The sequence below is a fragment of the Mesorhizobium sp. Root102 genome, from assembly GCF_001425625.1.
GTDB lineage: Bacteria > Pseudomonadota > Alphaproteobacteria > Rhizobiales > Rhizobiaceae > Mesorhizobium.
Genome location: NZ_LMCP01000026.1, coordinates 23,298 through 38,172 on the forward strand (window position 1 = coordinate 23,298; position 14,875 = coordinate 38,172).

Genomic DNA, 14,875 nt, shown 5'->3' on the forward strand with positions numbered 1-14,875 from the left:
GTCAGCCCTTCGAGCAAACTTCCGCGTATTGGTCCAGGGTCTTCCTGGTAACGCGGTATTCCGGAACGACGATGGTCTTTTCGACTTTTTCCCCACGCAGGTACTTGAGGGCGGCTTCGACCGTGTATTCGCCCTGGGTGAATGCGTCCTCGGTCGCCGTGCCGTACATCTCGCCATTGCGGATGGAGTCTATCCCGGCCTTGGTGCAATTCGTGCCGGAGACGATCAGGCCACCTTCCGCAACGCCAACCTTCAACCCCGCCTGGCGAGCCGCCTGTATGACCGGAATCGCGGTATAGTCGGCTTCCGCGCGCACAGCCTGGATTCCGCCCTGCGACTGGTATTTCGCGAAGAGCTGCTGTGCGATGTTTCCGCTCAGCACCGGATCCCAATTGCCGTCCTGCACATCTATGATCTTGTATTCCGGCGCCGTGGCCATCACCTCTTCGAAGCCCCGCTGACGATCCTGAACCATTGTGGCACCCTTGGTGCCGGAGATCACGACGACATTGGCCTCTTTCAGGCCCAATTCACGCAAGCCATCGATGATATTCTGGCCCGCGAACCGACCGAGCGCGACATTGTCGGCAACCACCTGGAACGCAATGTCCTCGCTGATGGCCGGGTCGGCGGGGCTGTCCATGTAAAGGACGGGGATGCCGGCCGCCTTAGCCTTCTTGACCGAGCCGACTAGGGTCTTGTCGTCGGCGGGCTCGACCATGATGAGATCGGGCTGCTGGGAAATTGCCTCGTTCATCTGCTGCACCTCGAGAACGGCATCGAAGTCATTCTCCAGGACGTTCACCTTGACGCCCGCGGCCTTGAGCTTGCCGGTGATTTGCTCGTTGAAGACCTTGCACCACGGGTTCGAGGTGCCGCATGTCACAAGGGTGACCGTCTTTCCGGCCAGATCGCCTTCCGCGTGCGCTACGGCACCCGAGATCATCGTCGCCACAAGACATGCGGCGCGCAGCGCCTTCAATGTGTATCCGTATGTTTTTGACATTTTCATTCCCCTTATGGATGGTTTTATGAGTTACTCGGATTGGCTACAGCGCTGATATTGGCGCGCTGTTTTCGCGTCGCTTCTTCGTCGACCAGGTAAAGTCTCTTCTCCGCTTCGGATTCCGTCACCACGACTCCGTAGATGTTGCGAGCACGCTCGATCGACACCCACCCCTCCGAAACGTCGTGGGCGACAAGCTCGGCCGTCCGGTCCAGAGGGCTGCCATAACCGCCGCCGCCCCCGGTCATCGACACAAGGCGCTCGTCCGGGACGATCACCTGGGTCCCGGCCATGGGTACAGCGATACGGTTGCCCGCCTTGTCCGTCTTCCAGCCGTCGGAACCTTGGCCGGTCATGCCGCCACGAACGCCCCGCGCTGGATTTTCATGCCCATCGAACGTATAGGCGACCGTCATCGGGTTGTTCTTGCAGCCATAGACCACCTTGGATCCAAGCGCGCCGCGCTGCCGTCCGGCGCCTTCCGAATTGGGGATCAGACGCTTTTCCCAGACCTGAAGCGGATATTTCTGCTCATCCACCTCGGTGCTGTCGTGATACATCAGCGACGCGGCGACCGGCAGATAGTAAGTCGGCCAGCCATCGGCGACGGGACCGCCCGGACCGCCGGTAGAGCCAAGGAATATCTGGTTGACATAGCTCTCGTTGTCGTACCGCGCATCCTCACCCGATATGACACCGTAGGAAATGCCCATTCCAAGCGCGCCCTCGGCCAGTCCGAACCCCTCTCCCAAGTTGGCGAAGGCGGCCTGGGTAAGGGTGACGAGGCGGTCGGCTATGTTCGTGGTGGCCATCGAGCAGGAATGCGGGAACTTCGGAATGCCTGCGATGCAGCCTTCGCGAAGCTGAACCGAGATGCGGCGGAAACTGCCTGCATTGTGCGGTACGTCGGGGTCGATCGAGTTGAAGACGCCCGTCATCACGTTGTTCGTGGCGCATGCCTGCGATTCGTTCAGTCCGCCGGGGTAGTTATCCGGATTGTCACGCAGGTCGAGATCAATTTTGCCGCCTGCACTGTCAATTGTGACAGTGACCTTCAGCGGCACACCGTCCGGCAGATTCGGATAGGGATCGTGACGGGCCTCGCCGACAATCCGGCCGCTCGGAAGCTTGCCGATGGCATCAATCATCCGCCGCTCGCTGTAGTCAAACCAATCCCTGATGAAGGCACGCACGGCCTCGCGCCCATATTCCTTGCAGAGCTCCTTGAGACGGCGCTCAGCAATCCGGGCCGCGCCAAGCGTCGCGAGATAGTCGCCGTACCACTGATCCGGAACACGGATGCGGCGTCGGCACATTCGGATTATGTCGCCGACATCCTTGAATTCCCTCTGCACCTGGACGCAAGGGAAGATAAGCGCGCCTTCCTCATAGATATCGCGGGCGCCCGGCATATAGGTCGTAGGCAGTGAATTGCCGCAGTCGGCCTGGTGCGCCTTCGCGCAGGCGGTGAAAACATGCTCGCCCTCAAAGAACACCGGCACCAGTATGGCGTGGTCGGCGGGATGCGTGTTTCCGAGATATGGATCGTTGTGCAAAAAAGCGTCTCCCTCACGGAAATCATCGTGAAGTTCCGTCATGGCCTTCGCCAATAGCTCGGTTCCGATGACATGGACCGGCAGGCCCTCGGCCGACGCGAGAAGTTCATTGTCGGAGGTAATGATGGAGCACGAAAAATCGCGCGCGGTGTTGAGCACGGCCGATCGGCCGGCTCTCAGCAGAGTGTTGGTCATTTCGCGCACAATGCGATCTAGTCGGTTGGACAAGATGGCAAGCAGAAGCGGTTCGGTCGTCATCCTCAGCCTTCCTTCGTCATCAGGTAATCGCCGTTTTGGAGGACGCTCGCCTTCCAGCCAGGGAACACTACTATGGTTGTCGTGGGCTCCTGGATCACACAGGGGCCTTTCACACTGGCACCTCCGGACAGTGACGGACCGTCATAGCGGGCCGTCTGTTCCGGGACGTCGCCGCCGAACCAGGCGTCTCCGACCGAAAGGGGTTCGGCGCCGATGGCGGCCGTGCGCTGCCGCTTCAGGGTGGGCTTCGGCAAGCGCGCTATCGCGCGGGCCTTCCAGTAGATGCATTCAACGCTCTGCCCCGGCTCGCTGACCGCAAAGACACGTTCGTGCGCCGCATGGAAGCCCTCAATCATCGCTTCTACATCGTCACGCGAGTTGAAGCATGATCCACGCAAGGGGACGTCGAGCTCCCAGACCTGGTGCGGGTAACGCGCTTCAACAAAGAACTCCCGGAACTGCTGGTCCCTGGGGGTGCCTATGCGCTCGAAGAATGCGTCGATCTCGGCGTTCAGCTTCGCCAGATCGGCATTGATGGTGTCGTAGTCGAAATTGCGGGTATCGGTCCGTCGGCTGGCGGAGAACTCGGTCACGATGTCCGAAAACAGTCCACCCGAGGCGGACAAGGCCCCGGCGGTGCGTGGCACGAGGACACGGTCGGCATCGAGCAACTCCGCGATGCGGCCGATCGTCATGCCTCCCGCGCCGCCGCCGGCGATCAGGAGCGATTGTCGCGGATCCAAACCCTCGTTGACCGTGATGCTGCGGATCGCGTTGACCATGTTGTCCGTTGCGATCGCCAGGATCGCATGCGCGGCCTTGTAGACAGAAATGCCGAGCGGCTTTGCGACGTTGTCGGTGATCGCGCGGACTGCGGCGGTATAGTCGAGCTTGATGCGCCCGCCGAGAAAATAGTTGGGGTCTATGTGGCCTAGAACGACGCTCGCATCCGTGACGGTCGCCTTCGTTCCGCCTCTCCCATAACAGGCAGGTCCGGGAGAAGACTTTGCACTCTGCGGGCCTACACGTAGCAACCCGCCCGGGTCGATCCAGGCGATCGAACCGCCGCCCGCGCCGATATTCTTGATGTCGACGGCCGAAAGGCCAGTCATGTGTCCGGTATACTGCTCGCCGATCCAAGTCTCGCGCGTGAACTTCATGTAGCCGCCGCGCACGATCGAGACGTCGAAGCTGGTGCCGCCCATGTCGCAAACAATGATGCTCTCTTCATCGGGCGCGTTGGCGCGGCCGGCGACGGGAGCCATGGCGGGAGCCGAATTGACGGTGTAAATCGGGCGAAGGGCCACGTCTTCCACGTTCAGGACGCCTCCGAACGAGGTGCCGACAAGAAGCTGACCCTTGAAACCGCCCTCCTTCAGGTCCCTTTCCATTTCCCGCAGGTGACGCTGCATGAGCGGCTTGAGCGAGGCGTCGATCACCGCCGAGGATGCACGACGATATTCGCGTAAAATCGGGTTTATCTGATGCGACAAAGTCACAGGAATATCCGGCAGCTCGCGCTTCAGGATCTCCGCCACGCGAAGCTCGTGCGCCGGGTTGATGATCGACCATAGCAGACAAACGGCCGCCGCCTCGACTTTGCGTTCGCGCAGTTCAGCAGCAATGCGCACGACCTCCGCCTCGCCCAGCGGCATCAGAACGGCGCCCTCGGAATCGATGCGCTCGGGCACCTCGAACGTCAGCCTGCGCGGGACGTAGGGATCGGGATAACGGCCGCGGAAGTCGAACGGGTTGAGTTTGCCGCCCTCGCGCAGGACGAGGGTGTCGGGATGACCCGCCGTTGTCAGAAAAGCCGTCTTCGCCGTGTCCCCGGTGATAATCGCATTCGTCGAAAACGTCGTCCCGTAGGTGAACAGCGTCGTTTGAGAAAGGAGCTCGTGTAGGCTTATACCGATCTCCTCGCTGACCACCGTCAGCGCGTCGGAAATGCCGTTGAAGACCCGGTCATAGGTCGTAAGCGCCTTGTTGACCCACAACTGCCGGGTTTCGCCGTTCGTGACGACGACGTCACTAAATGTGCCGCCGGTATCAACGGCAATCCGAAACGTCATTTACGCTCCCCCTCATGGCTTGCTCATTCCGGACTTCATCGCGAAGCCGACGGGCACCCCGGGCACCGCCAGGCCATTTCAGCCGGCGATGTTGGAAAGTGAATCCAGTCTACGCTGCACCCGTTAACTGATACAAACATGGCCGATAAGATTTAGCAATAGTGAAATTTTATGGTTCTTTTTTCAAAAATGGGTATGTATGCAGCGTTGAAGAGATGGCATATTGCAGCATGTTTATCGCGTGCGAATCCCCACGCAGCCGGTCGGGAGGCTTCAAGTGAGCATTGAGACGAAGGAAGCGGCTGATCCGAAGGACAAATCGGAGACGCTTGTCGGAGCGCGACTTCGCATGCGCAGGCTAGCAAGGCGGCTTACCCTCCAGGATTTGGCGGAAAAGTCAGGGCTCTCTGTCGGATTGTTGAGCCAGATCGAAAGAGGCATGACAACGCCATCCCTGCGTTCGCTCCGACAGATCAGTACCGCACTTGAAATGCCCGTCGGCTGGCTTTTCGAGCCGGCGCCGCACCCTTCGGAAGAGCTTATCGTCAGAGCCGCGAACCGCAGGAGAATGGACCTCGGGCCGGGCGCGATGGTCAAGGAGCTGATGTCCCCGGATACGGTGCTCGACATCCAGATCATAAGAATAATCATACAGCCCGGGGGCACCTCGGGCGAAAAGGCTTACAACAATTTAATCGGCGCGAAATGCGGCACTGTCGTTTCTGGCCAGCTCGGTCTGGAAGTTTCTGGAAAGAAATACTTACTGGATGCTGGTGACTCGTTCGCCTTTCGGGCCGAAAACATGCATCGCTTCTGGTGCAGCGGTGATGTACCCGTAGAATTGATCTGGGTGGTTACCCCAGCGCTTTACTAAATGCTTATTCAAGCGTCGGCGCACGTGTGCCCGGCAGAAGGCGAGCGTCAGGTCGCTCTTGTCGCCAGCACTCGATACCCGCCATAGCCATCGACCTGCAGGATTCCAGTGGAGGGCTCACGTCGCGAAGGCATCACGCCCCTAGCAAGCTTGATCATCGCAGAATGCGCCAAAACACGATAGCCGCGCTCTCATCGTCCCCAAAGTGTCAGGATTTGCGTTGTTCCGGCTGGAAGCTGCCGCACCAGCGCGTCGTCCCTTCCTGCTTTCGAGGCGAACATGCCACTTGCTAGATGGGGTCTAACGGCGCCAAAAGTTTCTTGTAGGAAACTTAATCGAGGTGTACGCTACCTCCCTATAGCCGAGGTGTACGCTGCCTCCCTATAGCAATGAATGCAACAGGGGAACAAAATGAAAAAAGTTGTGATAGCAGTTGCAGGGTTAGCCATCATTTCCGGTGCGACGTCTGCATCCGGCCAGGACGCCGGTACCTTCCATATTGGAGCGGCGGCGCCGCTTTCGGGGCCTCAGGCGATATTCGGCCAAGGGCTAACCAACGGCATGCAGCTTTATTTTGATCAGCTGAACGCCGCAGGCGGATTGCCTGGTGGCCACAAGGTCGAACTCGTCAAGGCGGACGACAGAGCAGATCCCCGGGAGGGCGTTCTGGTTGCCCAGAAATTCTGCGATGATGAGCAGATGATCGGCGTTCTCGCCCATTTCAACAGCGGCGTTACTATCCCATCCCTCGATGTCTACGGTGGATGCAGCATGCCGCAGGTTACGGTGTCTTCTAACCCGCAGGTTACCCAGCTCGGATTCGGCCACGTTTTCCGCGCCGCCAACGACGACTACGCTCAGGCGCAACTCTCCGCATCCTATGCGATCGAGACCTTGAAAGAGAAGAGGGCTGCAATAATCCAGGATAAGCAGGCATTTGGCGAGGGAGTGGCCAAGATCTTCGAGGACAAATTTAAGGCGCTTGGGGGGGAAGTAACCTCCGTCTCGGGTGTGAACTCGACCGATGTCGATTTTGGGCCGGTGATCACCAGCCTGAAGGCCGAAAATCCGGATATGGTCTATGTCGGCGCCGTCATGCCGCAGTTGGCTTTGATCGTTCGGCAAATGCGGGAGCAAGGCATCAAGGCGTCGTACTTTGTGCCAGATGGCGGATTTACGCCCGATCTGTTCGCTCAGGCCGGCAAGGACAACGCCGAGGGGACGCTGATTACCTTCCAGGTTCCGCCTTATGATTCGAAACCTGAACTAGTAGCGTTTGCCAAGGCCTACAGGGAAAAGTTCGGAAAAGAGCCAGATACCTATGACGCTTACGGCTATCTCGCTGCTTGGATAGTAGGCGAAACCCTGAAGGGGATGTCGAAAGCCGACGTCAATCGCGAAAACCTGATCAAGGCACTTCACGCGACCAACCTGAAGAACAGTCTCCTGGGGATCGATGTCTCATTTACCGAACATGGGGATCTAAAAGGCGGTCTTGCCTTCCTATACAAGGCGACCGATGGCCAGTTCAAACTGGTAAAATAGCCTGCATCTCGAGCGAAGGCTTTCCGCTGTGCCGGGAAGCCTTTTCTTCGAGTGCTCCTGCACGATAATCGATCTCTGCGGCGCCACTTTCATTGGCGAACGAGCAGGCATAGCCGACAGGGCGTCGCCAACAATGGAACTCATCCAGCAAACGGTGAACGCTTTGAGCATCGGCGCGATCTACGCGTTGATCGCTCTGGGCTACACCATGGTTTACGGCGTCCTGAAGCTGCTGAACTTTGCCCACGGTGAAATGTTTATGCTCGGGGCCTTCTTCTCCTATTGGTTGATTGCGCAGGTCGTCGGATCTTCTGAAACGCTTTCTTTTCTGCAGTTTGTGGGCATCGGTCTGTCCATCCTTTTCAGTTGCCTGCTGGTCGGCCTGGTCGCTATGCTGTTGGAACGGATCGTTTATCGCCCCCTTCGGGGCAAACCGCGACTCTCGCCACTTTTGGGCGCCCTTGGAATGTCGATCGTTCTCCAGAACGTCGTCCAGATCTCTGTCGGCCCCGGCATTTTTGCGTATCCAACGCTGTTCGGATCAACACGCATCGAAATTGGGGGAATCGGCATCAATAGGACAGCGATCGTCATCATTGGCTTGAGCGTCGCGCTGATGGCCGCGCTGCAGGTTTTCTTGCAACGCTCCAGAACAGGCGTCCGCATCCGCGCACTTGCCGAAGACCATGAGATCGCGCGCCTGATCGGTATCGAAATCAACAAGCCAATCGCTGCGATCTTCTTCATCGGCGGCGCCCTGGGCGCGCTTGGCGGCGTCCTCTATGCCGCCAACTATGGGGTGATGCAGTTTTCAATGGGTACGATCGTTGGACTGAAGGCATTTACGGCTGCAGTGCTCGGCGGCATAGGGAGCGTACCAGGCGCGGTTCTGGGAGGTTTCCTGCTGGGCCTGTTGGAGACCTTCGCAGCCGGCCTCTTGCCCAAGCTGACCGGCGGGCTGATCGGCACGGAATACCGAGACGTGGTCGCATTCGCGGTCTTGATAGTCGTTCTGATCTTTAGGCCCAGCGGTCTCCTGGGCCGCCCCGAGGGTACAGGTGAAGCATCCGACAAGAAGGACTTCTGAGGTCCGATGAACCAACCCCACCCATTCCCCGGTTTCTCCCATGCCATCGTAAGGTGGGGGGTGCTCGCGGCCCTGGTGGGGGTGATCTTCTTCGCCGTGCCCCTCATGGCGAAGGTGTACGAATTGCGCGTCCTGAACAACCTGTTGCTTTACATGCTCCTCGGTGCCGGCCTGACGATCGTGGTCGGCTATGCAGGCCTTCTCGATCTCGGCTTCGTCGCGTTTTACGCAATCGGCGCCTACAGCTACGCGATCCTCGCCAGCGCCCAGTTTGACTTCCATCTGCCCTTCCTGCTTGTGTTGGCGATAGGCACCATCCTTGCGGCCTTTACCGGTTTACTGCTTGGCTATCCGGTCATGCGTCTGCGCGGCGATTACTTGGCAATTGTCACGCTGGGCTTTGGCGAAATCATCCGGATCATAATCAACAATTGGAACGGTTTGACCAACGGACCCAAGGGCATTGCCCGCATCGACAGACCGGACCTGCTGGGATGGCAGATCACGACGCCCCGCGACCTTTACTTGTTTCTGCTAGTGGTGGTCATCCTGGTCTACACTCTGGTCTTCCGGTTGGAGCGTTCGCTGCTCGGTAAGGCGTGGCGGGCCATGCGGGAGGATCAGGTTGCGCTGCGCGCGAGCGGGGTTGACACGACGCGGCTCAAATTGCTGGCGTTTGCGCTCAGCGCCAGTATCGGTGGCGCGGCCGGCGTCTTCTTTGCAGCATCGCAGCGGTTCGTCAGCCCGGAGAGCTTCGTTCTGCACGAGTCCATACTGATTGTCGTGATCGTTGTTATAGGCGGCGTGGCCAACCTCATTGGCACCGTCATCGGAGCCTTCGTGGTCGTGATCGTGCCTGAACTCCTTCGCGGCTACCAGGATTACAGGATGCTGCTATTCGGCCTTCTGCTGGTGCTCGGCATTATTCTGAGGCCGGAGGGACTGGTGCCCCAGCGCTACGGAATCGGCTGGATCCTCAAGAAAACGGGATGGCGCTAGTGTTGCAGTTCCGGAACGTTTCCAAGAAGTTTGGTGCACTCGCCGCCATCAGCGATCTGAACGTGGACTTCAAGCCCGGCATTATCACTTCGGTGATTGGACCAAACGGCGCTGGAAAGTCGACGGCGATCAACCTGGCCGGTGGCGCTTATCCCTTGAGCGGCGGGGCAATCTTCCTTGACGGTCGCGATATCACCGGCCTTCCCCCGTACAAGCTTGCGCAGAGCGGCGTTTCACGGACGTTTCAAAATCTTCGACTTTTCGAGGATATGACTCTGATCGAGCACATCGAGGTGTGCGAGCTGACTCGAACTTTCCGCCAGGTTCCGCTGGAAGTCTTCTGGCCACCAGCTGCGCGCCGCATGGCTGTTGAACGCGAGAAACGCGCCATGGCGGTTCTGGATAAATTTGATCTCGCCGGGATCGGCCATGTTCGCGCACGAGATCTGCCTTACGGCCACCGCAAGCTGCTAGAAATTGCACGGGCTATCGCTGTTCGCCCGCGCGTCCTGTTTCTCGATGAGCCTGCCGCTGGGCTCAACTTCAAAGAGACCCGTGCCCTAGGTGAGAGATTGCTGGCGCTGAGGAGTCCGGATTTGATTATCGTCCTAATCGAGCATGACATGGACATGGTCATGCGGCTATCGGACGAAATCTATGTCCTCCACCAGGGCCGTCTGCTCGCCCATGGCACACCCGACCAGATCAAAGGCAACACTGATGTCCAGACCGCCTATCTCGGAAGCCCCAACGACCACCAAGCCCTCCAGGCCGCTGCTCGCACTCGAGAAAGTCGAGTCCGGATACGGACAGGTGAAGGTGTTACGTGGCATTGACCTGACAATCTACCAAGGCGAAATCCTCGCCCTTATCGGTCCAAATGGCGCCGGCAAAAGCACGCTACTCAAAACAATTTCCAATCTGGCGCGTTTGACTGCGGGGCGCCTGATCTTCGACGGTGAGGAGATTGCGGGGCTGGGACCCGAAGCAATCTGCCGGCTTGGCCTTTCGCATTGCCCCGAAGGTCGGCGCATATTCGGTACGCTCACGGTGGAGGAAAACATTGTAGCCGCGCTTCTGCCAAGGAGCCCGGAGGCCGGTGTCGTAATGGAACGCTCCTACGGGCTTTTCCCCATACTGGCCGAGAAGCGTAATGACCGTGCCAGCACGTTGAGTGGTGGCCAACAGCAGATGCTCGCCGTCGCCAGGGCGCTGGCAGCGGCACCCCGGCTGCTGATGGTCGACGAGCTTTCCCTCGGCCTTGCGCCGAAAGTTACTCACGCAATCTTTGAGACATTGCTGCAACTCGCAGACGATGGGCTAACCATCATCGTCGTGGAACAGAATGTAGGCCTCGCGCTCAACGTGAGCGACTATGCGATGGTGATCGAGGGAGGACGATGCGTCGTGGAGGGTCCCAGTCATTTGCTGGAGGCCGAACCTAGGCTGCGCGACCTATACATGGCACAGGTGGACGACTAATCACCGCGCTGGGCGCGGCTTGAAATTCAAGCGGCGAAGAAGCCGAGAAAGTCACTAACCAGGTCGCCAAGGCCCGGGAATGGATAGCCGCCTTCTTGGATGATCACGGTTGGCAGGTTCAGCCCGGCAATCCTTTTTGCCGCCGCCTCAAATCCCGCGGCGGACACATTATGCATGCCGTGCGGATCATCCACAAAAGCGTCCGTTCCGAGTGACAGGACAAGAGCTTGCGGCGCGAAAATCCCTACTCCCTCGATCGCCTTGTCGAGAGCGTCAAGATACGGGCCGTCGGCGGAGCCAAAAGGGAAGGCAACATTGAGCGTCTTACCAACCCCCTCTCCGGACCCGGTCTGCTGCGGGTATCCCCAGAAATAGGGGTAGAATTCCGATGGGTCTCCGTGGATTGACGCAAAGAAGACGTCGCCCCGGTCGTAGAATATCTCTTGTGTGCCGTTTCCGTGATGCACGTCGATATCAAGAATAGCGACCCTGTCGTATCGCTCGCTCAGCATCTGGGCGGCAATGGCAGCGTTGTTCAGGTAGCAGAATCCCATTGCTCGGTCGCGGCCGGCATGATGTCCCGGCGGGCGGCACAACGCATATGCTGCCTCGCCCGTGGCCATCACACACTCGGCAGCGGTTGCGGCCGTCTGTGCTGCCGCATTCGCCGCGCGCCACGTGCCTTCATTGATTTCGCAGGCCATGTCGCCGGTATGCCATCCCAAAAGTCCAACCGGTCCGCTAGGCTTCAACGCGTCGGGGCCGCGAGGGTGTACGTTAGGAAACAGCGGCTGATCGCCGTCGAAAGTGGATGTCCACTTTGCATGTGCCTGGACAAGGAAATCGACGTAGTCGGCATCGTGCACAGCCAGAATTGGCGCTCGTCCAAAATCTTTCGCCGCCTGCACCGGATGTCCACGCGACTGGAGAGATTTAAGAATCGCTGCGGGTCTCGCTGGAATTTCAGGACTTCGGACAAACCGCCCACGCTCCACGAAGCTGCCGCCGTCGTGATCGAGCTGTACTGGCGACCAAATAATTCGCATGGCTGATTTCCGAGATTGACAATAAGGCATATACGTTTCTTATAGGAAACAAACACGTGCTCTAAATTTAGTCAAGCACCCCCGGCGGCGAAGGAAACGCGCATGTTACCCAACACGGCATCGGGCCAGCTCTATGCCAGGGCCTGCAAGGTCTTGGTCGAGGGCGTGAGCTCCGCGTCCCGCGGGCCCGTCAATTACACACCTCACCCTCCTTACATGCGCCGCGCCGTCGGCGCTTATATCTATGATGCGGACGACAACGAATACGTTGACTGGATGATGTCATTCGGGGCGCTTCCGATGGGCCATGCCCACCCAATGATCGTGAACGTGGTGCAGCGCGAGGTCGCAAATGGCACACATTTCGCCAGTGCGCTGGAGGTTGAGGTCGAGGTGGCCGAGAAGCTCGTCTCCATGCTTCCGACAGCGTCCAAGATCCGGTTTGCAAATACCGGTACGGAAGCCTGCATGGCGGCATTTCGCATGGCACGCGCGCTGACTGGACGTTCCAAGATCGTCAAGTTCGAGGGTCACTACCACGGCTGGTACGACGCCGTCCTTCTGAACAGCAATGCACATGCGCCGACCGCGCTCGGTCACAGGAATGATCCAATCCGCATTCCCGACAGTTCAGGTCTGACGCCGGGGTCGCTCGCCGACACGATCGTCGTGCCCTGGAATGACGAGGAAGCGCTGACGCGCGTCATGGAATCGTACGGACGCCAGATCGCCTGCGTCGCTACGGAAGGCATCATGACCAATATGGGCGTGATCCCACCGCGCCCCGGCTACTTGGCATTCGTCCAGAAGATTTGCCGCGAATACGGAGCGCTCTTCTACCTCGACGAGACAGTCACCGGATTTCGCGTCGGCGCTGAAGGTTGCGCCGGGCTCTACGGGCTCGAGCCGGACATCATCACCTACGGAAAGGCTCTGGGCCAGGGTTTTCCGATCGCGGCAATCACCGGGCCGGATCAGATCATGAGTGCTTTGGAATGGGGCAAGGTTCTACACTACGGAACCCACAACGCGCCGAGATTGGGATTGTTTGCGACCAAAACGATGCTCGCGGCGATGACCGAAGATGGCGGCGCCGGTTTCGATTACCTCCAGGAAACTGGGCGGCGGATGACCGAGGCGGCACGGGAGGTTTTGGCCGCGCAGTCAAAACACCGCGCCATCGTCCAGAACGTGGGCTCGCTGTTTCAGATCTATTTTACTGACCGTGACGAGGTGACCGATTATCGAGACTTTTGCGAATACGTGGACCGGGACAAGTTCCGCCGTTTTGCAAACCTGCTGCTGCAGTTTGGCGTCTATATCTGTCCGTCCAACGCCCTGCACAATTTGAGTTCGCTGGCGCATACGACAGCTGAAATCGAGAAGACGAGCATGGCGTTTGCACGCGCGCTCGATGCATTGGACTGAGGCAGCGGCTCTGGCTCTGATCCGGGGCAACGGGCGTTGCCGAGCCTGCTGGCCGGCCCTCCCGATGCGACGGGCTCACTCCTGCGTGCAAACATAAACGGCCTCACAGATCGTGTCGCCGCCGGAAATGCAAGCATGCCCCATGCGTCCGTCGAAATAGATGCTGTCCCCGGGGTTGAGGACAATCGGCTCATAGGTGTCGCTGTAGAAGATCATCTGCCCGCTCAGCACAAGCATGAAATCTTCGGTCTCATGCCTGTTCCAGTCATCAAACTCTTCCAAGGATCTAGCCGTCATCCGGCTGATGAACGGTAGCATGCGCTTCGACTTCAGATTGCTGGCGTGCGGAACGAGTATATAATTCGGATACTCGATCTGGTCGGCGTCCGCACCTTCGGTAACCGCGAAGCGTCCAGTTGGCGCAGGGAACGCCTGCGGTTTCAACAATTCCGCAAGTTCCATGCCGAAGCCGGAGGCCAGTTTCAGCAACACTTCGAAAGTGGGCGACATGCGCCCGTTCTCCATCTTGGAAAGCGTCGAGCGAACAAGACCGGACCGCCGGGCGAGCTCTTCCAGAGTTATACTGTGCTGCTTGCGCAACGACCTAAGGCGCGCGCTGAGGTCGAACGCCTTGCCCGGTGCCTTTTGCTGGTCGTACAAACCGGTCATTAAACTGCTTTCCCCGCGTTCACCGGTCAGGCGAACGATCTTCTTGCTTTCTCCATCCGCGGCGGGCTTCCATTGGCTTGCTGATTCTGCTCCAGCCCTTTTCGAGGCATTCTTCATTGCCGACCCAGTCCGTATCGCGCGCCGCCGATTCGGCGGACATTCATTACCATGAATTCGTTTCCCAACTCTACGGTGCCGAGCTGTGTCGATCTAGCTCCAAAGAGACAAGGCGTGTTGCCTGCTGACGGGCTTCGCTCGATCATTAAGCAGGAACTTCCACACTGCCAATTATGCGACTTTGAGCAAACAAGCATTGAACAACCCAACCACACCGCATTTGCGCGGCTTTGATATGCCCGGACAAATTGACGCCGAGGGCACCAGGGTGTCCGTCACAAGGGCGACATTCACGTCACAGGTGCCGCGGGCGGCCTGACACGGTTTACGCGGGCTGTCAAAGCGTAAGTCGTGATTCCCGCCTCACGCGCAAGGCGCAGCATTTGTGCTACAAGGGGATCAAGATGGACGAAAAATATGCCAATGCGCGTGAACACTTCTTCGCTGCAATTCGGACGTTGGCAGCTCCTTCCGACACCATACAGACGCGCTTGATCGACGCGAATGTGAACATTTTGCACGTCACAATCGATGAGTTCGACGGTGACCGGGAGCTCAACTTCAAGTTTGCCAAAATACTTGACCTTCTGGCCGTCGATCAGGATGATATGGAAACTGTCGCTCTTGAAACGGCAGCGTGTTGATTTTCACTGAGAACTGACCCGGCATTTCCACCGAGAAGTGACCCGCCTTTCATGTATGTTTCGGTTCGGTGTTGAGGGTCAAGGTTCTGGCT

Annotated in this window: 13 protein-coding genes and 1 pseudogene; 8 read left to right on the forward strand and 6 right to left on the reverse strand. The window is 58.6% G+C overall.

The features are described 5' to 3' along the window. Position 1: 1 nt before the first annotated feature. The 3 genes from ASD12_RS21085 to ASD12_RS21095 are packed head-to-tail and all read right to left on the reverse strand — an operon-like array spanning position 2 to position 4,892. Positions 2-1,006, reverse strand: a complete 1,005-nt coding sequence (locus ASD12_RS21085; RefSeq protein WP_162252266.1) for a sugar ABC transporter substrate-binding protein — start codon at positions 1,004-1,006, stop codon at positions 2-4. Positions 1,007-1,029: 23 nt separating this feature from the next. After that, positions 1,030-2,820, reverse strand: coding sequence for a hydantoinase B/oxoprolinase family protein (locus ASD12_RS21090; RefSeq protein WP_056590531.1), 1,791 nt, complete (start codon positions 2,818-2,820; stop codon positions 1,030-1,032). 2 nt (positions 2,821-2,822) lie between these two features. Then, positions 2,823-4,892 (reverse strand): hydantoinase/oxoprolinase family protein, encoded by a 2,070-nt coding sequence (locus ASD12_RS21095; RefSeq protein ID WP_056590533.1) that lies wholly within the window; start codon positions 4,890-4,892, stop codon positions 2,823-2,825. 277 nt (positions 4,893-5,169) lie between these two features. Between ASD12_RS21095 and ASD12_RS21100 the strand changes: the two genes are divergently transcribed. Continuing rightward, the gene (locus ASD12_RS21100) at positions 5,170-5,766 is read left to right on the forward strand and encodes a cupin domain-containing protein (protein ID WP_056590555.1); all 597 of its coding nucleotides are present in this window, start codon (positions 5,170-5,172) and stop codon (positions 5,764-5,766) included. A 12-nt stretch (positions 5,767-5,778) separates the two neighbouring features. Here ASD12_RS21100 and ASD12_RS34260 read toward each other — a convergent pair. Then, a pseudogene (locus ASD12_RS34260) lies at positions 5,779-5,876 on the reverse strand (transposase); the annotation flags it as partial. 301 nt (positions 5,877-6,177) lie between these two features. Between ASD12_RS34260 and ASD12_RS21105 the strand changes: the two are divergent. The 5 genes from ASD12_RS21105 (at position 6,178) to ASD12_RS33345 (ending at position 10,879) form a co-directional block, all read left to right on the forward strand. Further along, positions 6,178-7,311: a branched-chain amino acid ABC transporter substrate-binding protein gene (locus ASD12_RS21105; protein ID WP_056590536.1), complete on the forward strand. Its 1,134-nt coding sequence runs from the start codon at positions 6,178-6,180 to the stop codon at positions 7,309-7,311. 133 nt (positions 7,312-7,444) lie between these two features. Further along, the gene (locus ASD12_RS21110; protein ID WP_056590538.1) at positions 7,445-8,398 is read left to right on the forward strand and encodes a branched-chain amino acid ABC transporter permease; all 954 of its coding nucleotides are present in this window, start codon (positions 7,445-7,447) and stop codon (positions 8,396-8,398) included. 6 nt (positions 8,399-8,404) lie between these two features. Beyond that, a complete protein-coding gene (locus ASD12_RS21115; RefSeq protein WP_244482924.1) occupies positions 8,405-9,397 on the forward strand; it encodes a branched-chain amino acid ABC transporter permease in 993 nt (330 codons plus the stop codon). Next, entirely contained in the window at positions 9,388-10,233 is an 846-nt protein-coding gene (locus ASD12_RS21120; RefSeq protein ID WP_244482925.1) for an ABC transporter ATP-binding protein, read from the forward strand. The genes ASD12_RS21115 and ASD12_RS21120 overlap by 10 nt, the downstream gene beginning before the upstream one ends. Next, positions 10,211-10,879 (forward strand): ATP-binding cassette domain-containing protein, encoded by a 669-nt coding sequence (locus tag ASD12_RS33345; RefSeq protein ID WP_082525580.1) that lies wholly within the window; start codon positions 10,211-10,213, stop codon positions 10,877-10,879. The genes ASD12_RS21120 and ASD12_RS33345 overlap by 23 nt, the downstream gene beginning before the upstream one ends. A gap of 26 nt (positions 10,880-10,905) precedes the next feature. Here the strand turns inward: ASD12_RS33345 and ASD12_RS21125 are convergent, their stop codons facing one another. After that, positions 10,906-11,925, reverse strand: a complete 1,020-nt coding sequence (locus tag ASD12_RS21125; protein ID WP_056590541.1) for a histone deacetylase family protein — start codon at positions 11,923-11,925, stop codon at positions 10,906-10,908. A gap of 102 nt (positions 11,926-12,027) precedes the next feature. Here ASD12_RS21125 and ASD12_RS21130 point away from each other — a divergent pair, with 102 nt between their 5' ends. Beyond that, positions 12,028-13,353, forward strand: coding sequence for an aspartate aminotransferase family protein (locus ASD12_RS21130; protein WP_056590545.1), 1,326 nt, complete (start codon positions 12,028-12,030; stop codon positions 13,351-13,353). Between the two features lie 75 nt (positions 13,354-13,428). Here the strand turns inward: ASD12_RS21130 and ASD12_RS21135 are convergent, their stop codons facing one another. Further along, the gene (locus ASD12_RS21135) at positions 13,429-14,139 is read right to left on the reverse strand and encodes an XRE family transcriptional regulator (RefSeq protein ID WP_082525581.1); all 711 of its coding nucleotides are present in this window, start codon (positions 14,137-14,139) and stop codon (positions 13,429-13,431) included. 404 nt (positions 14,140-14,543) lie between these two features. Here ASD12_RS21135 and ASD12_RS21140 point away from each other — a divergent pair, with 404 nt between their 5' ends. Beyond that, a complete protein-coding gene (locus tag ASD12_RS21140) occupies positions 14,544-14,783 on the forward strand; it encodes a hypothetical protein (protein WP_244482926.1) in 240 nt (79 codons plus the stop codon). Positions 14,784-14,875: the final 92 nt, after the last annotated feature.